The organism is Mesorhizobium sp. ESP-6-4 (genome assembly GCF_020164735.1).
Taxonomy (GTDB): domain Bacteria; phylum Pseudomonadota; class Alphaproteobacteria; order Rhizobiales; family Rhizobiaceae; genus Mesorhizobium.
This window is the reverse complement of sequence record NZ_JAIUGS010000004.1, coordinates 406,618-432,297: the sequence shown is the minus strand read 5'-3', so window position 1 is coordinate 432,297 and position 25,680 is coordinate 406,618. Positions and strand designations below refer to the sequence as shown.

26 protein-coding genes are annotated in these 25,680 nt (G+C 63.2%); 10 read left to right on the top strand and 16 right to left on the bottom strand.

Annotated elements, in window-relative coordinates; genetic code table 11:
* Nucleotides 1-377 precede the first annotated feature (377 nt).
* Nucleotides 378-839 carry an iron-responsive transcriptional regulator RirA gene (gene rirA / locus LB523_RS11690; RefSeq protein WP_140543679.1) on the bottom strand — a complete coding sequence of 154 codons (462 nt, stop codon included), beginning with the start codon at nt 837-839 and terminating at the stop codon, nt 378-380.
* Nucleotides 840-1,039: 200 nt separating this feature from the next.
* Between rirA and LB523_RS11685 the strand changes: the two genes are divergently transcribed.
* The 3 genes from LB523_RS11685 (at nt 1,040) to LB523_RS11675 (ending at nt 3,507) form a co-directional block, all read left to right on the top strand.
* A complete protein-coding gene (locus tag LB523_RS11685; protein WP_224602807.1) occupies nt 1,040-2,335 on the top strand; it encodes a DUF445 domain-containing protein in 1,296 nt (431 codons plus the stop codon).
* 65 nt (nt 2,336-2,400) lie between these two features.
* Nucleotides 2,401-2,829 carry a phasin family protein gene (locus tag LB523_RS11680; RefSeq protein ID WP_224602806.1) on the top strand — a complete coding sequence of 143 codons (429 nt, stop codon included), beginning with the start codon at nt 2,401-2,403 and terminating at the stop codon, nt 2,827-2,829.
* A gap of 180 nt (nt 2,830-3,009) precedes the next feature.
* Nucleotides 3,010-3,507 (top strand): MaoC family dehydratase, encoded by a 498-nt coding sequence (locus LB523_RS11675; RefSeq protein WP_140627184.1) that lies wholly within the window; start codon nt 3,010-3,012, stop codon nt 3,505-3,507.
* 17 nt (nt 3,508-3,524) lie between these two features.
* On the opposite strand, the gene LB523_RS11670 is transcribed toward LB523_RS11675, so the two are convergent.
* Nucleotides 3,525-4,943, bottom strand: a complete 1,419-nt coding sequence (locus LB523_RS11670) for a PLP-dependent aminotransferase family protein (protein WP_224602805.1) — start codon at nt 4,941-4,943, stop codon at nt 3,525-3,527.
* A 102-nt stretch (nt 4,944-5,045) separates the two neighbouring features.
* Here LB523_RS11670 and LB523_RS11665 point away from each other — a divergent pair, with 102 nt between their 5' ends.
* The gene (locus tag LB523_RS11665) at nt 5,046-5,909 is read left to right on the top strand and encodes a DMT family transporter (RefSeq protein WP_224602804.1); all 864 of its coding nucleotides are present in this window, start codon (nt 5,046-5,048) and stop codon (nt 5,907-5,909) included.
* Between the two features lie 32 nt (nt 5,910-5,941).
* Here LB523_RS11665 and LB523_RS11660 read toward each other — a convergent pair whose 3' ends face one another.
* From LB523_RS11660 to LB523_RS11645, 4 genes are all read right to left on the bottom strand, one after another.
* Nucleotides 5,942-6,640 carry a hypothetical protein gene (locus LB523_RS11660; RefSeq protein WP_224602803.1) on the bottom strand — a complete coding sequence of 233 codons (699 nt, stop codon included), beginning with the start codon at nt 6,638-6,640 and terminating at the stop codon, nt 5,942-5,944.
* Between the two features lie 470 nt (nt 6,641-7,110).
* Nucleotides 7,111-8,151: a zinc-dependent alcohol dehydrogenase family protein gene (locus LB523_RS11655; RefSeq protein ID WP_224602802.1), complete on the bottom strand. Its 1,041-nt coding sequence runs from the start codon at nt 8,149-8,151 to the stop codon at nt 7,111-7,113.
* An 18-nt stretch (nt 8,152-8,169) separates the two neighbouring features.
* A complete protein-coding gene (maiA, locus tag LB523_RS11650; protein WP_224602801.1) occupies nt 8,170-8,820 on the bottom strand; it encodes a maleylacetoacetate isomerase in 651 nt (216 codons plus the stop codon).
* Nucleotides 8,817-9,515 (bottom strand): fumarylacetoacetate hydrolase family protein, encoded by a 699-nt coding sequence (locus tag LB523_RS11645; RefSeq protein ID WP_224602800.1) that lies wholly within the window; start codon nt 9,513-9,515, stop codon nt 8,817-8,819. The genes maiA and LB523_RS11645 overlap by 4 nt, the downstream gene beginning before the upstream one ends.
* Before the next feature lie 208 nt (nt 9,516-9,723).
* On the opposite strand from LB523_RS11645, the gene LB523_RS11640 reads away from it, so the two are divergent.
* On the top strand, nt 9,724-10,407 hold the full coding sequence (locus tag LB523_RS11640; protein ID WP_140846130.1) for a response regulator: 684 nt from the start codon (nt 9,724-9,726) through the stop codon (nt 10,405-10,407).
* Nucleotides 10,408-10,469: 62 nt separating this feature from the next.
* Here the strand turns inward: LB523_RS11640 and LB523_RS11635 are convergent, their stop codons facing one another.
* The 3 genes from LB523_RS11635 to LB523_RS11625 all read right to left on the bottom strand — a co-directional run bounded on the left by LB523_RS11635 (nt 10,470) and on the right by LB523_RS11625 (nt 13,489).
* Nucleotides 10,470-10,892 (bottom strand): hypothetical protein, encoded by a 423-nt coding sequence (locus LB523_RS11635; protein WP_224602799.1) that lies wholly within the window; start codon nt 10,890-10,892, stop codon nt 10,470-10,472.
* A 68-nt stretch (nt 10,893-10,960) separates the two neighbouring features.
* Nucleotides 10,961-12,298: a hybrid sensor histidine kinase/response regulator gene (locus LB523_RS11630; RefSeq protein WP_224602798.1), complete on the bottom strand. Its 1,338-nt coding sequence runs from the start codon at nt 12,296-12,298 to the stop codon at nt 10,961-10,963.
* A gap of 6 nt (nt 12,299-12,304) precedes the next feature.
* Nucleotides 12,305-13,489: an FIST signal transduction protein gene (locus tag LB523_RS11625; protein WP_224602796.1), complete on the bottom strand. Its 1,185-nt coding sequence runs from the start codon at nt 13,487-13,489 to the stop codon at nt 12,305-12,307.
* Nucleotides 13,490-13,751: 262 nt separating this feature from the next.
* Between LB523_RS11625 and LB523_RS11620 the strand changes: the two genes are divergently transcribed.
* The 4 genes from LB523_RS11620 (at nt 13,752) to LB523_RS11605 (ending at nt 18,878) form a co-directional block, all read left to right on the top strand.
* A complete protein-coding gene (locus LB523_RS11620) occupies nt 13,752-14,252 on the top strand; it encodes a (2Fe-2S)-binding protein (protein WP_224602795.1) in 501 nt (166 codons plus the stop codon).
* Nucleotides 14,253-14,385: 133 nt separating this feature from the next.
* Nucleotides 14,386-16,731, top strand: coding sequence for a xanthine dehydrogenase family protein molybdopterin-binding subunit (locus tag LB523_RS11615; RefSeq protein WP_224602793.1), 2,346 nt, complete (start codon nt 14,386-14,388; stop codon nt 16,729-16,731).
* A gap of 120 nt (nt 16,732-16,851) precedes the next feature.
* Complete coding sequence (locus tag LB523_RS11610) at nt 16,852-17,649, top strand: FAD binding domain-containing protein (protein ID WP_224602791.1); 798 nt, start codon at nt 16,852-16,854, stop codon at nt 17,647-17,649.
* 206 nt (nt 17,650-17,855) lie between these two features.
* Nucleotides 17,856-18,878 carry an acyltransferase family protein gene (locus LB523_RS11605; protein ID WP_224602789.1) on the top strand — a complete coding sequence of 341 codons (1,023 nt, stop codon included), beginning with the start codon at nt 17,856-17,858 and terminating at the stop codon, nt 18,876-18,878.
* A gap of 6 nt (nt 18,879-18,884) precedes the next feature.
* Here LB523_RS11605 and LB523_RS11600 read toward each other — a convergent pair whose 3' ends face one another.
* The 4 genes from LB523_RS11600 to LB523_RS11585 form a co-directional block, all read right to left on the bottom strand.
* Nucleotides 18,885-19,373, bottom strand: coding sequence for an SRPBCC family protein (locus LB523_RS11600; protein WP_140840512.1), 489 nt, complete (start codon nt 19,371-19,373; stop codon nt 18,885-18,887).
* Nucleotides 19,374-19,466: 93 nt separating this feature from the next.
* The gene (locus tag LB523_RS11595) at nt 19,467-19,829 is read right to left on the bottom strand and encodes an Imm8 family immunity protein (RefSeq protein WP_140840510.1); all 363 of its coding nucleotides are present in this window, start codon (nt 19,827-19,829) and stop codon (nt 19,467-19,469) included.
* 150 nt (nt 19,830-19,979) lie between these two features.
* Nucleotides 19,980-20,486: a GNAT family N-acetyltransferase gene (locus LB523_RS11590; protein ID WP_224522633.1), complete on the bottom strand. Its 507-nt coding sequence runs from the start codon at nt 20,484-20,486 to the stop codon at nt 19,980-19,982.
* The gene (locus LB523_RS11585; RefSeq protein WP_224602787.1) at nt 20,486-21,244 is read right to left on the bottom strand and encodes a copper homeostasis protein CutC; all 759 of its coding nucleotides are present in this window, start codon (nt 21,242-21,244) and stop codon (nt 20,486-20,488) included. The genes LB523_RS11590 and LB523_RS11585 overlap by 1 nt, the downstream gene beginning before the upstream one ends.
* 192 nt (nt 21,245-21,436) lie before the next feature.
* Between LB523_RS11585 and LB523_RS11580 the strand changes: the two genes are divergently transcribed.
* Nucleotides 21,437-21,892, top strand: a complete 456-nt coding sequence (locus tag LB523_RS11580; RefSeq protein WP_095764997.1) for a carboxymuconolactone decarboxylase family protein — start codon at nt 21,437-21,439, stop codon at nt 21,890-21,892.
* 42 nt (nt 21,893-21,934) lie between these two features.
* Here LB523_RS11580 and LB523_RS11575 read toward each other — a convergent pair whose 3' ends face one another.
* The 3 genes from LB523_RS11575 to LB523_RS11565 are packed head-to-tail and all read right to left on the bottom strand — an operon-like array spanning nt 21,935 to nt 25,265.
* Nucleotides 21,935-22,366: a cupin domain-containing protein gene (locus tag LB523_RS11575; RefSeq protein WP_140840507.1), complete on the bottom strand. Its 432-nt coding sequence runs from the start codon at nt 22,364-22,366 to the stop codon at nt 21,935-21,937.
* On the bottom strand, nt 22,330-24,051 hold the full coding sequence (locus LB523_RS11570; RefSeq protein ID WP_224602785.1) for a DHA2 family efflux MFS transporter permease subunit: 1,722 nt from the start codon (nt 24,049-24,051) through the stop codon (nt 22,330-22,332). The genes LB523_RS11575 and LB523_RS11570 overlap by 37 nt, the downstream gene beginning before the upstream one ends.
* The gene (locus tag LB523_RS11565; RefSeq protein ID WP_224602783.1) at nt 24,048-25,265 is read right to left on the bottom strand and encodes an HlyD family secretion protein; all 1,218 of its coding nucleotides are present in this window, start codon (nt 25,263-25,265) and stop codon (nt 24,048-24,050) included. Before LB523_RS11565 ends, LB523_RS11570 begins: the two co-directional genes overlap by 4 nt.
* Nucleotides 25,266-25,680 lie beyond the last annotated feature (415 nt).

Genomic DNA, 25,680 nt, shown 5'->3' with positions numbered 1-25,680 from the left:
GCCCTCTACATGGCAGCCCTCACTGCCATTCGAACCTGTGAGCGCTTCAAGACCTTCTACACCGCACTTGCTGCCCGCTCAGGGTCCAAAAAGCTCGCTATCATCGCCGTCGCAAGGAAGCTCCTGGTCGTCCTCAACGCTATCATTCGCGACAAAACCGCATTCGCATGAACACAGTTGCCATGCCGTGACCTTCGTGCGCCGCGACGATGCAGAAATAGCGACCCTAAAGAGCCAGTGCCTCTTCTGGATCGCTGTATTCTTTGTTCGATGTAACGGAATGGATCCTCGGGTCGCCGCGTCCGCTTCGCTCTCGCTCTGCCCGTGGATGACGAAGTTGACGAGCCTTCCTCGAGAACCAAGCCGCCAGGGCCCGATCACGCCGCTGGGGCGCGCTGCTCGAGAAGGTCGATGCCGAGCAGGCTGCGCACATTCGGGCGCGCGGCGACGAGGTCGGCGATCGTGTAGCGGGAAAGCACGGCGAAGAAGGCGTTGAGCGCCTCGCGCAGCGCCGAATTCAGGGCGCAGCTGTCGACCAGCGGGCATTCGGCTGCGTCGTTCTCGAAGCATTCGGCCATGGCGAAACTCTCTTCGGTGACGCGCACGACATCGAACAGGTTGATCTGTTCCGCCGCGCGGCCGAGCCGCACCCCGCCGTTGCGGCCGCGCACGGTCTCGACCAGGCCGGCCTCGACCAGCGGCTGCAGGATCTTGAAGAGGAACAGCTCGGACACCGAATAGGCGGCGGCGATCTCGGGGATGCGGCTCAGCCTTTCGGTGTTAGCGGCGCAGTACATCAGAATGCGCATCGCATAATTGGTCTGGCGCGTGAGCCGCATGATATCCTCGCGAAATATTAGCTTGAAGCCGAATATGGCCCATAGTTTGGAACAATTCCAGACTGGACCGGCACATAGCTGAATAATCGTGTCAACTTTTTGTGCATGCCGGCGCAGATTGGTGCTCCCGCGCTTCGAACGAGCGTTTTGCCGGCGCAGCCACTAGATAGAAGCGGGTGCAAACAGGAAACGGCTTTTCCATGCCACAGTCAGCTTCGGCCCTCGCGCCGGTTCGATTCGACGCCGATGCCAAGGCGAAGCTCTCGGCGTTGCGGCGGACCAAGTTCGTCGCTGCCGCGGCGCTCGCGCTGTGCATCCTCGTCTTTGCGCTCGCCAAGTCCTTCGAGGGCGGCCATCCGTGGCTCGGCTTCGTCGCGGCCTTCGCCGAGGCGGCGACCATCGGCGGCCTCGCCGACTGGTATGCCGTGGTGGCGCTGTTCCGGCGGCCGCTCGGGCTGCCGATCCCGCACACGGCCATCATTCCGGAGAACCAGCACCGGATCGCCGACAATCTCGGCCGCTTCATCGAGGCCAATTTCCTGGCACCGGAGCCGGTGCGCGAGAAGCTCGCCGAGGTCGATTTCGCCGCTTTGGTCGCCGACTGGCTGGCCGACGCCGAACGCGCCTCCGATCTGTCGCGATTCGTCGTACGCCTGGTGCCACAGACATTGACGGCGGTGGAACAATCAGGTCTCCGTGACTTCGTCACCAGCCGCATGCTGGAGCAGATCGAAAAGGTGCCGCTGGCGCCGCTCGCGGCGGAGCTTTTGTCAGCGCTGACCGACGATCGCCGCCACCAGAAGCTTTTCGACGAATTCATCCGGGTCGTCGGGCGTTTCCTCAACGACGAGCAGGCGCTGGCGACGATGCGTGAAAAGATCCGCGAGGAACTGCCGTCGCTGTTCAACCTGTTTCGCGCCGACGCCTATCTTCTGAAGAAGATCGTCGCGTCGGCGGGTTCGCTGCTCGATGAGGTGCGGGCCGATCCCAACCATCCGATGCGTGCCGAATTCGACGGCTTCGTACTTGGCTTTATCGAGCGGCTCAGGACTTCGAAGCAATATGCCAGGCGCGCCGAGAAGCTGAAGCGCGATTTCCTCGGACGTCCGGAGGTGCGGGCGCTGGCCGGCGATGCATGGACTAGCCTGCGCCTGTTCATCGAGCAGGACGTCAATGCGCCGAATTCGACGATCCGCGAGCACCTCGCCAACATGTTCGTCGAAATCGGCAGGCATCTGGCCGACGACGCCCAGATCAGGGCCGATATGAACCAGGGTTTTGTCGTGGCGCTGGCTTCGTTCGTCGAGAGTCAGAAGAGCGGGGTGTCGACATTCATCGCCGACCAGGTCAAGCGCTGGGACCTGGCGCAACTGACGCGGCTGATCGAGCTGAACATCGGCAGGGACCTGCAATATATCCGCTTCAACGGCATGATCGTCGGCGGGCTTGCCGGGCTGGCGCTCCACACGGCGGAGCGGCTGTTCCTCGTCAATTGACGCCGGCCCAAGGAGCACTATTCTCCTTCAAGGGCGCCGCATGGCGGCCGGCAGGGAGGCAGAGCATGGCAAGACAACCGGAACCGGACTCGTTCCTCGACATGTTCAGCAGGTTCGGCCGCGACCTCAAGCTGCCGAATGTCGACGTCCAGGCGATCCTCGACCATCACCGCAAAAACCTCGAAGCCCTGGAAAAATCGGCGAGGGCAAGTGCGGCCGGCGCATCCTCGGTGCTGGCGAGGCAGCATGAGATGGTCCAGAATGCCATGCATGAGATCACGCGGATGGCGCAGACCTATCAGACGCCCGGCAATCCGCAGGACCTGATGAGCAAGCAGGCGGAGTTTGCCCGCAGGTCGTTCGAGACGACGCTGAAGAATGCCAGCGAAGTGGCCGACCTTGTGCGCAAATCCAGCACCGAATCGGTCGAGATCCTGCGCGACCGGATCCGGGATGCGATGGCGGAAATCCGCGCCGGCTACGAAAAGAAATAGGCTACCTGGCGATTTCGGACCTCATCACCGACCGACATGCGATGCAACCGGCGCAGGTGTCCGAGCGTTCTCGGCCTGCCCCAAAGCATCAACTCTACCGGCGAAAATCGCGGGGCGGCGAATTGACAGAGGCCGCCGCTTCATGGTCGGGAGACAGGCAAGAGTGATGGGAAAGCCGGAATGACGGAAACACGGCCGAGAACGCCGCCGACCTTCGAGCAGTTGCGCATGATGTCCGGGCAGGAGCTCGGCGTGTCCGACTGGACGACGGTCGACCAGCAGCGCATCGACCAGTTCGCCGAATGCACGGGCGACCACCAGTGGATCCATGTCGATCCCGAAAGGGCGAAACGGCAGAGCCCGTTCCGCACCACGATCGCGCATGGCTATCTGACCTTGTCGATCATCGGCGCGCTGGCGCTGGAGATGGGCATCGTGCCGGAAAACACCCAGGCCGCCTTCAACTACGGCTTCGACAAGGTGCGCTTCCTGGCGCCGGTCAAGGCCGGCGCGCGCATCAGGCTGCGCACCACGCTGCTTTCCATGGAGGACCGCGGTCCCGGCCAGTATCTGATGAAGGCGGCCAACACCGTCGAGATCGAAGGCGAGCAGAAGCCGGCGCTGACCGCCGAAACGCTGGTGATGATGTATGAGCGCCGCAAGCGGGCAGGGGCGTAAGGCCTGCCGAGACTGGACTACGCGGCCTTGCGACGAGACGCGGCTATCGCCTTTTCGAGCACCTGGAAAATGCGTTCGTCGGCACACTGGGCCACGTTGAAGCGCATGAAGTGGCCGGCGGTGTGCGACAGGCTGAAGGCATTGCCGGGCGCCAGCACGACATTGTCCGAGAGCGCATGGCGGGCGATATCGGCAGCGTCGATGCCGTCGGGCAGCCGGCACCATAGGAACATGCCGGCCGGCTGGTCGATCCAGGGAACGATGCCCATCGCCTTCAGCCTGCCGGCGGTCTCGGCCATGGCGCGCGACAGGCGCGTGCGCAACTGCTCGACATGCTTGCGGTAGCTGCCGTCCTTCAACAGGGTCAGCACCAGCTCGGCGGATAGCCGCGCGCCGCCGAATGTCGTGGCGATCTTGAGATCGGTAAGCCCCTCCATCCAGTCGCGGGGCGCGGCGATGAAGCCGCAGCGCACCGAGGCCGACAGCGTCTTGGAGAAGGAGCCGATCTGGACGACGCGCTGCAGCCCGTCGAAGGCCGCGAGCCTCGGAGCAGGGCTATGCTCGAAGTCGGCGAAGATATCGTCCTCGACAATGGTGAGGTCCGCCTGGTCGGCGAGCTTCAAAAGCCGATGCGCGGTGACCGGCGACAGGATCGCGCCGGTCGGGTTGTGGATGCCGGAATTGGTGATGTAGAGGCGTGGCCGGTGCTCGGCGAGCGCCTCGGCGAAAAGCTCGATGTCCGGCCCCGAAGGCGTGTAAGGCACGCCGACAACCTTGGCCTGATGCGCGCGCAGCAGCGCATGGAAGTTGAAATAGCAGGGATCGTCGACCAGGACCGCATCGCCGGGCTCGATCAGGAAGCGGCACAGAAGGTCGATCGCCTGGGTGCCGCAGTCGGTCAGCATGATCTGGTCCGGCGAGGCCTCGACGCCATGGTCGGCCATGCGCCTTGCCAGCAATTGGCGCAGCGACGGCAGGCCGAGCGGCGTGCCGTAATCGGCAAGCGCCACGTCGTCAGCACGGGCAGCGGTGCGCAGCGCCCGGCGCAAGGCGGCCTGCGGCATCCAGGACGCCGGCAGCCAGCCGCAGCCGGGTTTCAGCATCTCCTCGCCCGCTTCGAGCGATTGCCGCGACACCCAGAGCGGGTCGACGGCTCGGTCCAGCCGTGGGCCGATCTCGGCGAGCGACAATGGCGCGAGCTGGCCGGCGGCGTAGAAGCCGGAGCCAGGCCGCGAACGGATCGTGCCTTCCGCCGCAAGGCGCTCATAGGCTTCGACCACGGTCGATTTTGAAACCTGCATGGATCTGGCCATGGCCCGTATCGACGGCAGGCGGGCTCCGGGCGTCAGCATGCGCGCCGCGATCCGCTGGCGGATTGCCGCCATGACGGTTTCGACGAGGGTGGCGCCACTGGCATTTGGGCCTGATGCGTCCATCTGTACTTCTCTGTAGGCCATTACAGTTTTGTCAAATTGTACTCCATTGTACCTGGCAACACCATGGCCCGCGCCGGTACGGAAGCGCAAACGGAGCGGATCATGGAAAAGAGTTTCGACGGCTGGCTCAGCGGCTTCATTGGGGTGCTGATCTTCAGCGGGTCGCTGCCGGCGACGCGGGTGGCGGTGATGGATTTCGACCCGACCTTCCTGACGGCGGCCCGGGCGGCGATCGCCGGTCTGCTCGGGATTGCGATGCTGCTGCTGTTTCGCGAGAAGCGTCCGGAGCGCAGCGACTTGATCTCGCTCGTCGTCGTTGCGCTGGGGGTCGTGGTCGGATTCCCGTTGCTGACGGCGCTGGCGCTGAAACATGTCACCTCGGCGCATTCCATCATCTTTGTCGGCCTGCTGCCGCTGGCCACCGCGATTTTTGGCGTGCTGCGCGGCGGCGACCGTCCGCGCCCGGCCTTCTGGCTGTTCTCGTGCCTGGGAAGCGCTTTGGTCGCAGGCTTCGCCCTGGCGCAAGGCGTGACCGCGTCGCCGGTCGGCGACGGCCTGATGCTCGGCGCCATCATCGCCTGCGGGCTGGGCTACGCGGAAGGCGCCAAGCTGTCGCGCAAGCTCGGCGGCTGGCAGGTGATCTGCTGGGCCTTGGCGCTGTCGCTGCCGGTCATGCTGGCGTTGAGCTTCGCGACGCTGCCGCCATCCTTCGCCGCCATCGGTTCGGGCGCGTGGATCGGCCTCGGCTATGTCTCGCTGTTCAGCATGCTGATCGGCTTTGTCTTCTGGTACCGCGGCCTCGCGCAAGGCGGCATCGCCGCCGTCGGGCAGATGCAGCTGCTGCAGCCCTTCTTCGGCCTGGCGCTGGCGGCGAGCCTGCTGCACGAAAAGGTCAGCCCGATGATGGTGGTCGTGACGCTTGGCGTCGTGGCCTGTGTGTTCGGAGCGAAGAAGTTCGCGCGGTAGGGGAGGCGAGTGCGATTGGTTCTTGCTCGATCCTACTCGTTTTGGGGTGGTTCAAACGAACAATAGGTTTCGTCGGCCACTCCGCGGTGCGTCTTACCGAAGCTGTTGAAGCTGCGACCATCCCATTCAGCGACCGACTCCGCACAGTCAGCCTGATCGCCATTTAGTCCGTCTATCCACCGGGCCTTTATCAGGCGACTATCCGGCGAGTATTTCAAATCTAAATTCAAGTATTCCATGCCGCCCAGTGGGAAATCCCAAACTTTTCCACTATTTGTGTCTGCGATATAAACGCATGAATAACCCGTACCACATCCGATTTCGACAATCCTGTAGTGCCCAGCAAAATTAGCACCGGATTTCATCGCATCTGATATCCTTGTGCGGTATTCCCGCGCCCCGCGGTCTCTGCCGTCAAACTGAGGCAACTTAACGGGTCCGTTTTGAAAAACCCTCGCCGGAAAGGTTTCGAAGCGCAATTCTTCGCTTGGTGATGTCTTCGCCTCATCGGACGGCCACTCCATCGATACGCTCGAATCGAGAACGTCGCATCGAAAGAAGGTGCCTTTGTCGGTATGGTCCATGCCAACAATGTTATTGAAATCCTTGCCGTCCCAATCGAAATCTTGCTGCCTGCACAGAACCTTTTCGCTGTTAAGCCATGCGGACTTTATCAATCGGCTTTTCACATTATAGACCAGTTTCAGGCTGCTTGTGCCTTCGCCACCCAATGGGAAGGCGTGGATCGCGCCGCTTCGTCCGTCGACAATCCAAGCTGATTTACATTCAGTACCGCATCCCCATTTCGACGATCGTATAATGTCCGGCGAAATTGTAGCCGGATTTCACCGCCTCCCTAATCCTGGCCTTGGTTTCCGGCGTCCAGTTTGATCCGTTGAAGCGAGGCTTCGCTCTAGAGCCCTCAGGGCTAAGCTTTGCGAGATATTTCTCAAAGCGCGGAGCATCCCACCCTGGCGATGCTGCAGGGGCGGGTGGCCAATCTGGAGTGGCCCCATGGCTTACTTGCTCTGCAGCAGCCGCATCAGCCGTAGAAACCAGCAACGCAAACAAAAATAAGTACGAAGCAAGCCTCATTGCCCTCAACCCGACATTCGTTGGCTTATCCCAATCTCTTGTTCACTTTATGTTCCTAAAAAAATACTGCAAGCATAATAAGCGCGAATATTCGCCGCGACGCCTGCTAAAACCTCGTCACCACCCCGATGCCGATGCCCTCGAAGCCGCCCATCGCCATCAGGGCGGCGGGCGCTTCATCTAGACTGATCTTCTTGCCGACCAGCAATTCGGGCTTCAGCTTGCCGGTGCGGATCATCTCCATCATCGCGTTGTAGCGGTAGGCCTGCATGCCGTGGCTGCCGAGGATTTCGAGCTCGAAGGCGATCACCTTGTCCATCGGCACCTGCGGCCGGGCATGCTCGCCCAGCATCAAGCCGACCTGAACATGACGGCCGCGGCGGCGCAGATTGGCGATCGAGTTGAACGAGGTGGTCGGGTGTCCGAGCGCGTCCATCGACATATGCGCGCCGCCATTGGTGATCTGCTTGACGGCCTTGACGACGTTCGGCGTCGTCGAGGCATTGATGGTCGCGACCGCGCCGATCTTTTTAGCGAATTCCAGCTTCTCGTCGGTGAGGTCGATGGCGATCACATTGGCGCCCATGGCGCTGGCGATCATGATCGCCGAGAGGCCGACGCCGCCGCAGCCATGCACCGCCACCCATTCGCCCGGCGTCACCCGGCCCTGGTCGACGATGGCGCGGAAGGAGGTGACGAAACGGCAGCCGAGGCTGGCTGCGGTGGCGAATTCCATCTCTTCGGGCAGGCGCACCAGATTGGTGTCGGCGTGCTCGATGCCGACATATTCGGCGAATGAGCCCCAGCCGGTGAAGCCCGGCTGCGTCTGGTGCTCGCAGACCTGATGGTTGCCAGACGTGCATTCGAAGCAGCGGCCGCAGCCGACGGCGAAGGGGACCGTGACGCGATCGCCGGCCTTCCAGCGGCCGACCTGCTTGCCGGCGGCGACGACGACGCCAGCCAGTTCGTGTCCGGGGACGTGCGGCAGCGTGATGCCGTCATCATGGCCCATCCAGCCATGCCAGTCGCTGCGGCAAAGACCCGTAGCCTCGACCTTGATGACCACGCCGTCCGGGGCGGGCTTCGGATCGGGAACGGTCTGGACCGTCGGCGCCTCGCCGAACTTTTCAAAGACGACAGCTTTCATGTGGGGGCCTTCAGTTCGTTACTCGGCGTCAATCTGGTTCTGCGGGGCAGCCCTCTGGAACGCCGGCAGCGCCATGCAGACGGCGTTGATGCGCGCAATCACCGGGTAGGGCGCCATGTCGACGCCGAAGCGGGCATTGTTGGTGACCTGGGCGGTAAGGCAGATGTCTGCGAGGCCCGGCGCATCGCCGTGGCAGAAGGTGCCGGTCTCAGGCGACGAAGCCAGAATCTTCTCAAGCGGCTGGAAACCTTCGTTCACCCAGTGCCGGAACCAGTTGACGACATCCTCGTCGCCGGCGCCGAACAAACTGCGCAGCGAGGTCAGCACGCGCAGATTGTTCACCGGGTGGATGTCGCAGGCGATCATCTGCGCCAGCATCCTGACGCGGGCCCGACCCAGCGCATCCTTCGGCAGCAGCGGCGGCTCGGGCTGGATCTCGTCGAGATATTCGATGATCGCCAGCGACTGGGTCAAAAGCGTGCCGCCGTCCAGAACCAGCGCCGGCACCAGCCCTTGCGGGTTGACGGCGCGATAGGCGGGCTCGAGATGCTCGCCATGGCGCAAGTGGTGCGGCACATAAGTGTAGCTCAGGCCCTTCATCTCCAGCGCGATCCGCACCCGGTAGGAGGTGGAGGAGCGGTAGTAGTTATGAAGGACGAGGTCGCTCATGGCCTCGGCTGCCCGATGGTCACCGCGATCTCGCCGATGCCGTCGACGCCGCCGGTGATCCTGTCGCCGGCCTGGACCGCGCCGACGCCGGCCGGCGTGCCGGTGAAGATCAGGTCGCCGGGTTGCAACTCGACCGCCTCGCTGCAGATCGAGACGATGTCGGCGATCGGCCAGATCAGCTCGGCCAGGTCGCCGTCCTGCTTCACCGCGCCGTTGACGGCGAGCCAGATGCGGCCTTTCCCCGGATGTCCCGATTTCGCGGCCGGGACCAGCGGTCCGCAAGGCGCGGACTGGTCGAAGGCCTTCGACCAGTCCCAGGGACGCGCCGCCTTCTTCGCCTGGTCCTGCAGGTCGCGGCGGGTCAGGTCGACGCCGACACCATAACCCCAGACATGGGCGAGCGCATCGCCGCGCGCAATACGGAAGCCGGCCTTGCCGACGGCCGCGACCAGCTCGATCTCGTGGTGCAGGTTCGAGGTCAAAGGCGGGTAGTGGATCTCGGCGCCGCTGTCGACCACCGCGTCGGCCGGCTTGGTGAAGAAGAAGGGCGGGTCGCGCTCGTCATTGCCGAGCTCGCGCGCATGCGCAGCGTAATTGCGCCCAACGCAGAAGATGCGGCGCACGGCGAACCGCTCCGCCGAGCCTGCGACGGCAACCGAGGCAATCGCCGGGGGCGTAAGGACGAATTCGGGCATGGGCGGTCTCCGTGCTGGCATGAATCGTCCGCACCTTCAGCCGATTTCGACGGGCGAGCAAGGCTCTATGGCCGCGAACATGTTGGCCCTGTCGCTTCACCAACAATGCCGTATACCATTGGGCGATATACTATTTGCCAATAATCTGGCCATGGTCACGAGACTATCCTGTGCCAGCCGAAATCGAACCGATGCCTGATCCTGAGCAATGACCGCCGTCAACGATCGCGCCCGCTTCCTGATCATCGACGACCACCCGCTGTTTCGCGAGGCTCTGCACAGCGCCGTGCAGATGGCCTATCCGGACGTCGATACGGTCGAGGCTCGTTCGATCGGGGAAGCGATCGAGCTTCTTGCCGACGCCAAGCCGTTCGACCTCGCGCTGCTCGATTTGAGCATGCCCGACGTGCATGGCTTCGAGGGGCTGTTGCAACTGAGGACGCGCTATCCGCGCCTGCCGGTGGTGATCGTGTCGGGCTATGAGGAGCCGAAGATCATCTCCGAGGCGCTGTCCTACGGCGCCGCCGGCTTCATCCCGAAATCGGCCCGGAAGAGCGATCTCGCCGCCGCTATCCGCTCGGTGATGGATGGCGCCGTCTACGTGCCGGAAAATTACGAGGGCCAGCCGCCGGACCCCGACAGCACCGACCGCGCCGACATGGTGCAGCGCCTGGCCAGGCTGACGCCGCAGCAGCTGAGGGTCCTGCAGATGCTGCGCCAAGGCATGCTCAACAAGCAGATCGCCTACGAGTTGCAGGTGGGCGAGACCACGGTGAAGGCGCATGTCTCGGAGATTTTGCGCAAGCTCAACGTCTACAGCCGCACGCAGGCGGTGATCGAGGTGTCGAAGCTCGACAATGCGGAACTGTTTCGGGATCAGGCGGGGTTTTGAACGCTGGCTGAAAAGTGAACTGTCGCCGTAATCCCTGCGCAATCCTGATCTCTATCATGACGCTAAAAAGATATAGATGAGATTATTGCTCTCGCTTCCTCTAATTCTTTGCTTACAAGGTCGCTTTCTAAAGCCAAGTATGTCGCTAACGCAAAGTCATTTCCATTCGATAAGTACCATACCGATAATATTTTATCAATTGTCGTTGATAGTACTCCGGCGCACATTATGTTGCCGAATTTCTGCGTAGAAATATGATCGGCAGCTATGTGGTTATTTTGACAAAATTGAATCATAAACGATCTAAGAACGTCGAAATCTGCGTTTGGTTTCTCGCCGCCACTGTATCTGGCAATAGTAAATTGAAGCGCGCCGACACCTGATGTTTTGGCCAAGGTAGGTGGCCCCTTGTTGGGAAGATCGTCAGTTATATCTTCCCATTCGTCGGGAAGGTCCAAGGTGATGCCATAGAATTGTATCCTCATTTGGTTTCGTTGGTCATTCTGATTGGCATTTCTTTCAGACGGTGGCTTCGGCTGGGTTGAGCCCGTCTTTAAGCCAGCAAATGCGCCAGCAGCGCACGCAATTGCGCCGGCTTCAGCGGCTTGCGCATCAGCTCTATGCCGGCGGCGCGGGCGGCTTTGGCGACGGGCTCGGAGCCGTCGGCGGTGACGATCAGCGCTGGCACGGTCCGGCCGAGATAGTCGCGCACTTCGGCTATCGTTGACGTGCCGAGGTCGCCGCCGTCGAGATGCTGGTCGGCGATGACGATGTCGGGCACCCAGGCGGTGTCGCCGAGCAGGTCGAGCGCATCATCGGTCGATGTGGCGGCGCGCACCAGGCATTGCCAGCGCTCGAGCAGAGAGGTCATTGCCGAGAGCACGTCGGCGTCGTTCTCGACCAACAGCACCTTGGTGCCGAACAGGCCGTAGCCGCGCGGCCGCTCCATGTCGGCGGCGGCCACCGCCGGTTCAGCCGCGGCCATGCCGACAGGCACATCGATATGGAAGATGGTGCCGCGCCCAACCTTGGAGGAAAAGGTCACCGGATGGCCGAGGGCGGCCGCCATGCGGCGCACGATCGCGAGGCCGAGCCCAAGCCCGCCGGCGAGCCCGGCGTCGGCAAGCGTGGAGGTGCCGCGGTGGAATTCCTCGAACACCGCCTCGCGCTGGTCCTCGGGGATGCCGCAGCCAGTGTCGGCGACGTCGATGCGGATGGTGTCGCCGCGATGCCTTGTGCCGACCAGCACACCGCCAGAGCGGGTGTAGCGCAGCGCGTTGGAGAGGATGTTCTGCAGGATACGCCTGAGCAGCGTGCGGTCGGAACGCACCGCGACATTGACGGGCCGGAATTTAAGCGACAGGCCTTTCTTTGCCGCCTCGGGAAGGAAATCCGAGCGCAGCGAGGAAAACAGCGCCTCCAGGCTGACGTCGCCGATCTCGGGCTGCACCACGCCGGCGTCGAGCTTGGAGATGTCGAGCAGCGTGCGCAGCAGGTCTTCCATCGTCTCCAGCGAGCGCTCGACCTGGCGCACCAGCTTCCTGCCTTCATCGCTGGCCTGGACCTCTGCCAGCGCCGAGACCGACAGATGCGCGGCATTCAGCGGCTGCAGCACATCGTGGCTGGCGGCGGCGAGAAACCTGGTCTTGGAGAGGTTCGCCAGCTCGGCGCTCTCCTTCGCCGCGCTGAGGTCGATGTTCGACTGCTCGAGCCGGCGCAGCGTCGCGTGCAGTTCCTCGGTGCGGTTGCGCACCCGGTTTTCCAGCGAGATCGCGGTCTGGAACAGCGAGAAGGCGTTGCCCTGCTGGTCCATCGAGCGCTCGACGCGGCTGACCAGCGCGACGTTGATCTTCTTCAGCCTTTCGAGGTCGTCGATGTCGCGAAGCGGCATCGGCGCTCACTCGGCCGCCTGGCGCTCGCCGAAGGCGATGCCGGTAAAGGTCTGGTTGAGGTGCATCGAGCGATACTGCTCGCCATAGGTGCCGAAGCCGATGACCTTGTTGGTCCGGTAGAGCTCGGAGATGTCGCGAAAAACCTGGCGGTTGCGCGCGTCGAGCCGGCGCAGCACGCAGTCGAAACCGAGGATCATGTCGATGCCGCCAAGCCGGTGCTCGACGTCCTGGAGAGCGGTGCGCGTCGCTTCCACCATGTTCTTGGGCTGGGCGATGGAAAGCACCACGCCGTCGTCGATGGCGCAGAAGAAGGACAGCGAGCCGTCAGGGTGCATGCGCTGGATCGAGCGGCAATAATATTCGCCGCCGACCTTCACCACCACGGGGTGCGAGGCAAAGCTCAGCGGCGTCAGCGTCTGCGGCACGATGCCGACGGAGGCGGCATATTCTTCCGCCGCGTTGGTGGCATTGAACTCGCGCACGACACGATGGTCCGGGTCGGACGCCGTCACCACCAGCTTCTCGTCGGTCGGAATGAAATTGTCGGTCTTGAAGACGTGGAAGGGGATCTCGGTCGCGATCAGCACGACGATGGCGCTGTCGGACGCGACCGTGCCGTTGGCGATCAGCCTGGTCGTCTCGAATTTCAGGTCGTCGCCGGCCGAGCCGCCGATCAGCGGAATGTCGTCCAGCCCCCAGTGGATGGCCGAGGTTACCGCTTCCTCCGCATAGGACAGTCCGTCGATGAAGCAGAGCGCGAAAATGTTCTTGGCCCGATCCTGGCCGACGCGCCCGCGCAGCAGGCGCCGCAGCGAGGCGACCTCGCCGGTGATCCGGTCCATGCCCGACGAGGAGAGGTTCTCGACCATGGTGGCGACGGTCGAAAACGATGCCGACGGCAGAAGCAGGGCAAGGACATGTCCTTCCTCCAGCCCCTGCGGCGTGATCTCGCCGGCGGTCGAGCAGCCGGCATAGGCAAGCGACGGTGCGTGTACCTTCAACGCCTGCGCGAGCGCCGCCGCGTCGACCAGGCTCTGGGAGAAGAACAAAAGCGCGAAGCCGGCGTCGACGATCGCGGCTTCGGCCGCGATGGCCCGAGCAAAAACATTCGGGTCGGGCTCATCCGTGGTGAGCGCCGAAAGGCCCGATGCATAGCGTGTGCTAGAACTGGCCAGCCGCCTTCTCCGCAATTTCCTCCAACGCTGATTATGCGTGTCTTTTCTTATGCGTGTCAGGCACGCTTCGCGTCGAGGGCATCTTTGCCCTCAATCCCTGATTTGGCAATGGGCCGGGTGGCACGCTCAACAGCTTGTCGGCCATGACCGAAAGTACAAGGGGCGCAGCGCTGGCAGCACTGTTTTGCCCGTTGTACGGTACGCAAATAGCGCGCTGCCGAAGCACAGGCACGGCATCGGCAAGGCGAGGACCAAGGTCAATACCCAGGGAGGCTGCATGTCGGACGTGTCGTTGACTGTGAATGGGAAACGGGTCAGCGGTAGTACCGAAGACCGAACGTTGCTGGTGCATTTCCTACGAGAACATCTCGGCCTCACCGGAACGCATGTCGGCTGCGATACCTCGCAATGCGGCGCCTGCGTCGTGCATGTCGACGGCCGGGCGGTGAAGTCCTGCACCATGCTCGCCGTTCAGGCTTCGGGCTCGAGCATCGTCACCATCGAAGGGCTGGCCGACGGTGCCGAGCTGCATCCGGTTCAGGCCGCGTTCAAGGAGCATCACGGGCTGCAATGCGGCTTCTGCACGCCGGGCATGATCATGGCCGCGACCGATATGATCGCGCGCCACCCGCAAGGCCTCGACGAAGCGATTGTGCGCGCCGAGCTCGACGGCAATATCTGCCGCTGCACGGGCTACCACAACATCGTGAAGGCGATCCTCGCCGCATCGGAGACGATGGCGAAGGGCGCCAAGGGCAAGGCGAAGCAGGCAGCGTGAGATGAGTGAGTAGGTGGGTAGCGAATAGTGAGTAGCGAATGGTCGGCGTCTCGGTGACCGACCCCTACTGCAATCTTTTCCTACTCACTATTCGCTACTCACTACTCCCCTAAATTCCGGAGGAATTTCCGCAATGGGTATCGAAGGCGTCGGCGCCCGCGTGGCGCGCAAGGAAGACAAGAGGTTCATCACCGGCGGCGGCCGCTATGTCGACGACATGGTGGTCCCCGGCATGAAGCATGCCGTGTTCGTGCGCAGCCCGCACGCGCATGCGCAGATCAAGAAAATCGACGTGAAGAAGGCGCAGGCCATGCCGGGCGTCGTCGGCGTCCTGACGGGCAAGGAGCTCAAGGCCGACGGCATCGGCAATCTGATCTGCGGCTGGATGATCCACTCCAAGGACGGAACGCCGATGAAGATGGGCGCGTGGTCGCCGCTCGCTGTCGACAAGGTGCGCTATGTCGGCGACGCCGTGGTGGTCGTCGTCGCTGAGACCAAAGGCCAGGCGCGCGACGCGGCCGAAGCGGTCGAGATCACCTATAAGGAACTGAAGGCCGTGGTCGATGCCACGAAGGCGATCCAACCCGGCGCGCCGCAGATCCATGCCGAGGCAGAGAACAACCTGATCTTCGACTGGGAGCTCGGCGACGGCAAGGCGACCGACGCGGCGATCAAGTCGGCGGCCCATGTCACGCGCATGAAGATCGTCAACAACCGGCTGGTGCCGAATGCGATGGAGCCGCGCGCGGCGCTAGGGCACTACGACAAGGCCGAGGACCACTATACCTGCTGGACGACGTCGCAGAACCCGCATGTCGCGCGGCTGGTGATGAGCGCCTTCTACAACGTCGCGCCGGAAAACAAGCTGCGCGTGATCGCGCCCGATGTCGGCGGCGGCTTCGGCTCCAAGATCTACATCTATCCGGAAGAGATCGTCTGCCTGTGGGCATCGAAGAGGACCGGTGTCCCGGTCAAATGGGTGGCCGACCGCACCGAAAGCTTCCTTTCGGATGCGCATGGCCGCGACCATGTCTCGACGGTGGAGATGGCCTTCGACAAGGACAACCGCATCACCGCTCTCAAGGTCGATACGATAGCCAATCTCGGCGCCTATATGTCGCTGTTCTCGTCCTGCGTGCCGACCTATCTCTACGCGACGCTGCTGTCGGGCCAGTACGACATCCCGGCGATCCACGCCAATGTGCGCGCCGTCTACACCAACACGGCGCCCGTCGATGCCTATCGCGGAGCTGGGCGGCCGGAGGCCACCTATGTGCTCGAGCGCACGATGGAGACCGCGGCGCGCGAGCTTGGCGTGTCGCCGGCGGAACTCCGACGCCGCAACTTCATCACGTCCTTCCCGCACCAGACGCCGGTGATCATGAACTATGACGCCGGCGATTATAACGCTTCGCTCGATGCGGCGATGAAAGCCGCCGACTATGCCGGCTTCACCAAGCGTCGCGCCGACGCCGCCAACCAGGGCAAGCTGCGCGGCATCGGCATGAGCTGCTATATCGAGGCCTGCGGCCTGGCGCCGTCATCGGCGGTCGGCTCGCTCGGCGCCGGCGTCGGCCTCTGGGAATCGGCGGAGGTGCGCGTCAATGCCGCCGGCACGATCGAGGTGCTCACCGGCTCGCACAGCCATGGCCAGGGCCATGAGACGACATTCGCGCAACTGGTCACCCAGCGCTTCGGCGTGCCGATCGACTCCGTCTCGATCGTGCATGGCGACACCGACAAGGTGCAGATGGGCATGGGCACTTACGGCTCGCGTTCCGGCGCCGTCGGCATGTCGGCCATCGTCAAGGCGCTCGACAAGGTCGAGGCCAAGGCCAAGAAGATCGCCGCGCATCTGCTGGAGGCTGACGAGGGCGACATCGTCATCGAGAATGGCGAGGTCAAGGTCGCGGGCACCGACAAGAGCCTGCCCTGGTTCCAGGTGGCGCTTGCCTCCTACACCGCCCACAATTTGCCGGCGGGCATGGAGCCAGGGCTAAAGGAGACGGCCTTCTACGATCCGTCCAACTTCACCTTCCCGGCTGGCTGCTACATCTGCGAGGTCGAGATCGATCCGGAAACCGGTATGACGGAGATCATCCAGTTCGTCGCGGCCGACGATTTCGGCAACATCATCAATCCGATGATCGTCGAAGGGCAGGTGCATGGCGGCATCGCCCAGGGCGTCGGCCAGGCGTTGCTGGAAGGCGCGCATTACGACGCCAGCGGCCAACTCCTGACGGCAAGCTACATGGACTACACCATGCCGCGTGCGGCCGACCTGCCGTCCTTCAAGGTCTCGACCTCGAACACACCGTGCCCGGGCAATCCGCTCGGCGTCAAAGGCTGCGGCGAGGCCGGCGCCATCGGTTCGCCGCCGGCGGTCATCAACGCCATCACCGATGCGCTCGGCGTCGTCGACATCGCCATGCCGGCGTCGCCCGCCACGGTGTGGTCGGCCATTCGGGCGAAGCATTGAAAAGCGAATAGCGAATAGGGAGTAGCGAACAGGGAAGAGGAGAGCGATGCGGCGAATAAGTAATCCTACTCGCTATTCGCTACTCCCTATTCGCTTTTTCCCCGAAGGGAGAAAAGAGACATGTATTCCGTCAACTACCATCGCGCTTCCTCCGTCGCCGACGCCGCAAGGCTGCTGAAGAACGGCGACGCCAAGCTGCTCTCCGGCGGCATGACGCTGATCCCGGCGATGAAGACGCGGCTCGCGGCACCGTCGGACCTCGTCGACGTCTCGCGGCTGAAGGACCTGCAGGGCGTCAAGGTGTCCGGCAAGACCGTGACCATAGGTGCCGCGACGACGCATTACGACGTCTCCACCGACGAGAAGCTGAGGAAGGCCTGCCCGGCGCTTGCACATATGGCATCGCTGATCGGCGACCCGGCGGTGCGTTACAAGGGCACGATCGGCGGCTCGATCGCCAACAACGATCCGGCGGCCGACTATCCGGCGGCATTGCTGGCGCTGGGCGCGACGATCGTCACCAACAAGCGCGAGATCGTGGCGGACAAATTCTTCAAGGGCCTGTTCGAGACAGCGCTGAAGGACGGCGAGATCGTCACGGCGGTGAGCTTTACCGCTCCCGCCAAGGCGGCCTACCAGAAATTCCGCAACCCGGCTTCGCGCTACGCCATCGTCGGCGTGTTCGTGACCAAGGGCAAGGACGGGGTGAGGGCGGCAGTGACAGGCGCCGGCGAGGACGGCGTCTTCCGCTCCAAGGAAATCGAGGCAGCGCTGGCGAAGAATTTCGATGTCGCGGCGCTCGGCGGCCTCAAAGTGTCGGCAAAGGGGCTGATGAGCGATATCCATGCTTCCGCCGATTACCGCGCCAATTTGATCGCGGTGATGGCCAAGCGCGCCGTGGCCGCAGCCAACGCCTGAACGGCGACGCCATGCATGAAAGAAGGGGCCTCGCGGCCCCTTTTTCTTTCGCCGCGGCAATGGTTTAGGCGCAAACGCCTGTCGAATTGCGGCTTCGCACTTGCACAAAGTTATCCCGCACTGCAAAATAAATCCGGCGGGAATACCAGATGGTCCAGGCTGCGGGCAATGTCTCGCATGCGGACCTCGAGTCGCGAAGGCACGGTATGACCGACATCTCCGCAGCGTCCGTTGTCTTGCCGCGGGCCGCGACCGACAGGGAAGCCAGGGCAAGACTGGCCTATCTCGACGGTTGGCGAGGCCTGTCGATCGCCATGGTGCTGGTCGGCCATTTCTTTCCGGTCCCAGGGCTCAATCTCGGCGTGCTCGGCGTCGAGTTCTTCTTCGTGCTGAGCGGCCGGCTGATGGGCGAAATCCTGTTCATCGAGCGCTTTCCACTGAAGAAATTCTTCAAGCGCCGCTTCTCGCGCATCTATCCAGCGCTGCTAATCTTCGTGATTGCCGCCATGATCGGCCTGACCGGAACCTTCATCGCCTTCAAGTGGAAAGCGGCGCTGACGGTGCTGACCTTCACCTACAATTACGCCGGCGTCCTGATCACCCGCGCCGGCGCGCTCGACCACATCTGGTCGCTCTGCGTCGAGGAGCATTCCTATATCCTTTTGGCGCTGATCAGCGTGGTGGTTACCGGTCGGGCGAATGTCGTGCGGCTGCTGGTGGTGCTGGCGCTGCTGGCGATGGCCAACGGCGCCATTTCGTACGGGGTTCTCGGCATGGGCTACGAGACTACCTACTGGCGCACGGACGTGCATATCGCCTCGATCCTGCTATCGGCCGCGATCTGCCTGCTCAAGGCCGACGGGCGGCTGCCGGCTTTCCTGCAAAACCAGCATGTGGCGCTTGCGGCGGCGGTTGGCGGCGTGTTGCTGTTCCTCGATCCGGTGCCGACCACGATCCACTATATTGTCGGCGTGCCGCTGCTGGCGCTCGCCGTCAACACGCTCGACTTGGCGGGGGGCTACCTGACGGGGCCGTTGTCGTCGCGGCCGATGGTGATGCTGGGGCTCTGGTCCTATTCGCTTTATCTGTGGCAGCAGCCTTTCTACAAATTCGTCGATGAGCGTGGCAGCGCGACAATCCCGATGCTGGCGGCCGCGTTCGCCTGCGCGCTCGCGAGCTACTACATCGTTGAAAAGCCCGCGCGCGGGTGGCTCAACCGCAATTGGTGAGCGCTCTCAGCCTGGCGTGGCCGCCTTCTGCGCGGCGAGATAGCGGCGAAGCCCGGCTTCGCCGCGCGGCGTGGTCCAGCGATGATTCCAGGCGAAGGCTGGTCTCAGAATCGGCGCCAGCAGCTTGAGGAGCGGCCGCTCGACCGTGACCTGCCAGGTAAGATCGACATGGGTGCCTCCTCCGGACGGCGACAGCTCCGCCCGCCACAAGCCGTCGAAATCGCCGAAGGTCTTCACCACCACCAGCCGGCCGGAGTCGAGCTCGGCCGCCTCGATGATGAAGTTCAGCTCATAGGGCAGGGCGCCCCGCGCTCTCGCTTTGGCGCGCGCACCGACGACGCCCTTGCCCTTCCTGTCGAGCGGCTCGACCTCCTTATAGGCATCGCCCCACCAGAGCGGCAGAAGCTGCGCGTCCGACAGCACGTCCCACACTTCCTGCGGGGTGCCTTCCGGGATGTCCCAGCTCTCGTCGAAGCGGAAGACATTGCTCGCCATGATGTCGTCCCCAAACAGCGGAGCGGCTATATTAGCTGTTGCTTGTTTTGCTGACCAGCGGGCTCAGGCTCTGGTAGTGTCTCAGTTTGAAATTCAGAGCTTGTATTCGAATTCCCATAGCCCGACCCGCGAAAGCTCAAAGGCTATCTCATTCCAGCTATTGCCCTTAGCCGAAGCACATCGAGCGACGAGAAATTTTTCCAGTTGAAGGTGATCGAACGTCCGCATGAAAATCACGCTTTCACCAGAAAATACCGCTTCTGTGTGGGACCGAAGAAACCATGTCGGCGAACACACCGTGGCCGTGAAAGCATCCGACCCTTCTTTGCCCTCTTCTCCCGCGTAGAAATCAATGGTGACCGAAAAATCAGTTGGATCGGACGGACGCCATGTAGAGAGATCGAACGCGAGTTTATCGGCGTCCACAATCCTATGACCCTTATACTCCGCTTTCATGAAACTCGCTGTTCCTGCTTCTGATAGGGACCACGCTTTCCTGGCTTAGGCGCAATGGCTTCCATCTTCTCGCACAGATCGTCCATCGACCAAAGCGTCTGCGAAACGCCAGCCGCCATTGCCCGCGTGAGACACTACGCAGGCTCTCCTTCAGGCGACGGGCTTCGCCCAATAGCGCACCGACTTCTTGCCGCCGTGGATCACCGCATCGCCGACTTCGGCGAAGCCGAGCGCTGCGTGGAAGGCGTCGGAAGCCGGATTGGGCGGATCAGCGTTGACCTCGCAGGTGACGATTGCTTGGCCGGCGCGCCGGGCATGCTCGAACAGATCCTCGTAAAGTCGTCGGGCGTGGCCACGGCCGCGCGCCCCGGCCGCAACCACCACACGGTCGACATAGACAAAGCGCGTATAGCGCTCGCGGAACCAGAGGAAGTTCGGACTGTCGTAGCTTGCGTCTTGGTCGAAGCATAGGATGAAGGCTTCGAGCGCGCCGATCCGGCGGGTGTAGAAAGCCTCGCCGAGCAGGAAGGAAAGCCGTTCCGGCTCGAGCCAGGACAGCTCCGCCGCATGCTGGTTGTTGAGCGCGAGGATCGCGGGCTCGTCGGCGGGTGAGACGCGTTCGATCGGCAACAATTCCTTGCTCATCACTTGCGCCATCAAGCTCTCGCGGCCGCGATCGTCGCAGCCACCTTGGCTTGATCGGTCACCGTGTTGCGGTATTCGCGGTCGAGGTCGGTGCCGCCCATGCCGACATTCGGGTTGCGGTAGCGCATGGCGCTCGGCACGTCCGCAAGTGCTGCAAAATGCATCTCGGTCAGTCCCGTACGCCTGCGGACCTCGCCAATCGTGTCGGGGGCGAGTGCGCCACAGCCGAGTATGATGATGCGCGAGCCGGCCTGGCGAACGAGTTCCGCCAGAAGCCCGACGCCTTCGACCGCCGTGTCGCGTTGGCCGCTGGTCAGCACGCGGCCGACCTTGCAGCGGATCAGGGCTTCGAGCGCCTCGGCCGGATCGCGCGTCATGTCGAAGGCGCGGTGACAGGTGACGTTGAGCGGGCCGGCAGCCTCAACCAGTGCGCTCATGCGCGCCTCGTCGATGGCGCCGTCGGCGGTCAGGCAGCCGACGACGACGCCGGCGACGCCCAGCTCGCGCAGCGTTTCGACATCGGCAAGCATCGAGCGGTATTCGGCCTCGCTGTAAAGGAAATCGCCGCCGCGCGGGCGCACGATGACATGGAAGGGAATGGTCGCGCTTTCGAGCGCGGCGCGCACCGTACCCATGCTCGGTGTGATGCCGCCTTCGATCAGGCTGGCGCAGAGCTCGACCCGGTCGGCACCGGCGGCCTGCGCGGCGAGCAGCCCGTCAATGCCTTCGACGCAGATTTCAATCAGGGGGGGTCTTTGCGTGTCCGCCACCGGCTTCCATCCGTGCTTTCGATGAGATGGGCAGCCCTAGCACCGGGCGCGCCGCCGCGAAAGCCGCAACCATCGGTCCAGCCATGGAAGCCGCTTGACAATGCATAACTGCAAAGTTATGGATAACTCATAACTGTAAGGTTATTGATTTCTGCGTGCCCTGCCGGCCGCAAGAACCCGAGGAGACCGACGATGGAAGCAAGATTGAAGAATCCGGTGATGCTCATTCCCGGCGCGCTGCAGGCGCTGCTGGCGCTCGACAAGTCGACCGAAGCCGGCGGCTTGCCTTATGTGACGCGCAAGCTCGTTCATCTGCGTGCCAGCCAGATCAATGCCTGTGCCGTCTGCGTCGACATGCATGCGCGTGAATTGAAGAAGGCCGGCGAGAAGGACGAGCGGATCTTCGCCGTGTCGGCATGGCGGGAGACGCCTTATTTCACCGCAGCCGAACGCGCGGCGCTTGCGCTTGCTGAAGCCGCGACGCGCATGGCCGACCGTTCCGATGCGGTGCCGGACGACGTCTGGGACGAAGCGGCGCGCCACTATGACGACAAGGCGCTCGCCGCCCTGGTGATCCAGATCGCGCTGATCAATGCGTTCAACCGCCTGAACGCCACCACGCGGCAACCCGTGGGCGCCTGGGGATAAGGTGGGAGGAGGGCGCCCGCTCCGAAGCGGGCCTCTCGCCGGCTACTGTTTCAGGATCGTGTTCTTGGCGCCTTGCTCGACCTGATCGATCACCAGCAGCTTTACCGGATCGGTGCCGATATTGGTGGCCTGGTGCCACTGGCCGATCATCTCGACGATGAAGTCGCCGGTCTTGTAGGTGTTGGCGGCACCGGTCTCGACATTGGCGACCCTGAGCGTGCCTTGCTCGACATAGGCATAGCGCGGGAAGGGGTGCTTGTGCACCGGCAGGGTAGCGCCGGGGGCTATCTGGTATGACGAGACTTGAACCTCGACATTCTTTTGCGGCAGCGTGATCGGCTGGCCCGATGCGGTCGTCGTCTTCGCCGCCAGCGGCGTCACCACGACCGGCGTGTTGCCGCTGTCCAAAGCGTTGGCCGCGGTCGCGTAGACGGCGGCTATCGCCAGCAGTGCCGATATTGTGATGTTGCGCATAGTCCCCTCCAAATTTGCCGCACCATCGCCCGACATTGACGCACAAGCATCCTTTTGCAAGCGGCTCTGTCACACGGCGGGACTGTCCTGCCGTTTGGCTGCCCGGGCCTCGGCGGCCGCAGCAGCAGGGCGAGCGGCACGAGCAGCGCCGTCGCTACCGCGCAATAGAAGAAGACATCGACATAGGCGAGCAGCGAAGCCTGGCGGCCGATCTCCTGGCCGATCCAACCCACGGCCTGTTGCCTGGCCTCGGCCAGCGGCGAGCCTTCGGCGACGAAATGGTCGGTTACCTGGCGAAGCGTCTGCTGATAGGTGTCGCTCGACTGTGCAGTGTGGCTGACCAGCACCGACTGATGGAACTGGGCGTTCTGGGCAATCACCGTGTTGGACAGCGACACGCCGATGCTGCCGCCGAGGTTGCGCGCGACATTGATCAGCGAGGACGCCTGATCGGTCTTCTGCGGCGGCAGGCCGACATAGGCGGCGGTCGAGATCGGGATGAACAGGAACGGCAGGCCGATCATCATATAGACGCGCGCATAGGCGAAGAAACCGAAGCTGGCATCGGGCGTCAGCGAAGTCGTGTGCCAGAGCGCGACCGCGACCACCGACATGCCCAGCATGATGAGATAGCGCGGCTGAACGATACCGGCGGCAAAGCCCGAAATCGGCATCAGCATCAGCATGGCGATGCCGCCCGGCATCATCGACAGGCCGGATAGGGTGGCGGTGTAGTCGAAGGTCGTCTGCTGCAGCTGCGGCAAAAGCTGGGTGGTGCTGAAGAGCACCGCGCCCACCGCCATCATGACCAGGAACGACATGCCGAACTGACGGCTGAAAAGCAGGCGGATGTCGACGATCGGATCGCGCCTCGTCCACTCCCAAGGAACAAGCAGCAGGAACGACACCGCCGAGATCACGGCGAAGATGGTGATGAAGGTCGAGGCGAACCAGTCGTTGCGCTGGCCCTCATCGAGAAAGACTTCGAGGCAACCGAGCGCCATCGCCACCAGGATGAAGCCGATCCAGTCGACCTTCAGCCCCTTGCTCAGCCGCTCGCGGCGCTCGCGCTCGAGAATGTCGGGCTCGATCACCAGCCATTGCACGAGCGCCAGCGACATGATGCCGAACGGCACATTGATGAAGAAGATCCAATGCCACGAGAAATTGTCCGTCAGCCAGCCGCCGATGGTCGGGCCGACCGTTGGCGCAACGATGACCGCAATGCCGTAGAGGGCAAAAGCCTGGGAGCGCTTCTCCGGCGGAAAAGTGTCGGCGAGGATCGACTGCTCGCTCGGCGCCATGCCGCCGCCGCCGAGTCCCTGCAGGATGCGGAAGGCGATCAGCGTCGGCAGATTGGGGGCCAGCCCGCACAGCAGCGATGCGAGCGTGAAGGTCGCCACGCAGATCATGTAATAGCGCTTGCGGCCGATGACGCTGGCGAGCCAGCCGCTGACCGGAATGATGACGGAGTTGGCGACGAGATAGGTGGTGATCACCCATGTGCTTTCATCCATGCCGGCGGCCAGGCTGCCGGCAATGTTGCGCAGCGCGACATTGGCGATCGAGGTGTCGAGCACCAGCATGAAGGTGGCGATCGAGACGACGATCGCGATGAGCCATGGGTTGCGCCCGCCGGCCGCCGACCGGCTTTGGTCGCCCTGGACTGTTGCGGCATCGCTCATCTGACCTTGACCGTCGGCACCACAGACATGCCGGGACCGAGATAGACGCCCGGCGGTTGGTCGAAGACGATCTTGACCGGCACGCGCTGCACCACCTTGACGAAATTGCCGGTGGCGTTTTCGGCCGGGAGCAGGCTGAACGCCGTGCCGCTGCCGGCCTGGACGCTGTCGACATGGCCATGGAAGGTCTTTTCCGGATAGGCGTCGATGGCGATGTCGACGGGCTGGCCCGGCCGCATCAGGTCGAGCTGCGTCTCCTTGAAATTCGCTTTCACCCAGACGTCCTTGGGCACGAACATCATCAGCACCTGGCCGGGCTGCGCATAGGTGCCTTTCGCCGCCGTGATGTTGGTGGCATGGCCCGCCACGGGCGCCGTGATCATCGTGCGGGCGAGAGTGGTCCTGGCCTGATCCTCGGTGGCTTCAGCCTGCCGAAGCTTGGCCTCGGCGCTCTTGCCTTGTGCCTGCAGAACCGCAACCTGGCTTTTCGCCGCCTCGGCATTGGCGTTGGCGGCATCGAGCGCTGCCTGGTCCTGGCGCAAGGTCGAAGCGGCCTGCTGTGCCTGTTGTTGCGTCGCCGTGCCCTTGGCGAGCAGCTCGCGGTTGCGCTGGTCCTCGGATTTGGCGAATTCGAACGCGGCCTGCGCCTGGGCCACCTGCTTTCCGGCGACATCGATCTTGGCGTTCTGCGCCTGGGTCTGGGCCTGGACGTTGGCGATCTCGGCCTGCGCCGCCGCCACGCCGGCTTGTGCCTGCTTGAGCGAGGCCTGGTAGTCGCTGTCGTCGATGCGCAGAAGCACGGCGCCGGCCTCGACCGGCTGGTTGTCGGTCACGGCAACGTCGGTGATGCGCCCGGCAATTTCCGCGCCGACCGTTACCGTTCGCGCGTCGATGAAGGCGTCGTCGGTCCATTCATAGTGCCGTGCGTTGATCCACCAGATCACCACCGCCGCGACGACCAACAAGACGAGGATCGCGATGAGCGTCGCTATGTAGGGGTGGCGTTTGATGAGACCGGGCTTGTTGCCGTCGGGCGAACCGTCATTCGCCTGCCTGTCTTGCGCCTGCTCGTCGTCGCGCTTGTCTTCTACGGGTCTGTCTTCGACGCGCTTGTCGTCGCCCGGCGGGCGTTGCTGCCGATCGGACCGCGGCTGAGCACGCGATTCTTCGGCGGGAGCGGTTTCGCGCTCTTTTCTGGCAGTTTTTGCGTCCAAGGCAACGGATCCCAGATATCGTCGACCCCTCTCGCAGCAGGGTCAACGGGTGTTTTCCGCAAAGGTTCCTGTCGCCGGATGCCGGGTTCACCTCAGTCCCGCCGGAGGCATTGGCCTGCAAATGGATGATGGCAGCGTCGCTGCGCGAGTAATAGGATCGTCGCTGCGACCGAAACCTCAGGGAGGGGCTGCTCATGCAGTCTCCGATGGAAAAGGACAAAAGCTCAACTCGGCCATTGCCGGGAGAAGCGGAACGTCGGGCCAGGCTGCAAAAAATGCAGGGGCTGCGAAGCCTGCGATCTTACGGCTCCTGCCTTCGGCTTGACCCAAGCGCCCAGTTTCACGATCTGATCGATTGTACCGCGCTGCTGGAACTGTTGAATGAAGGCAACGACGGACATCGACGGCGAACCGC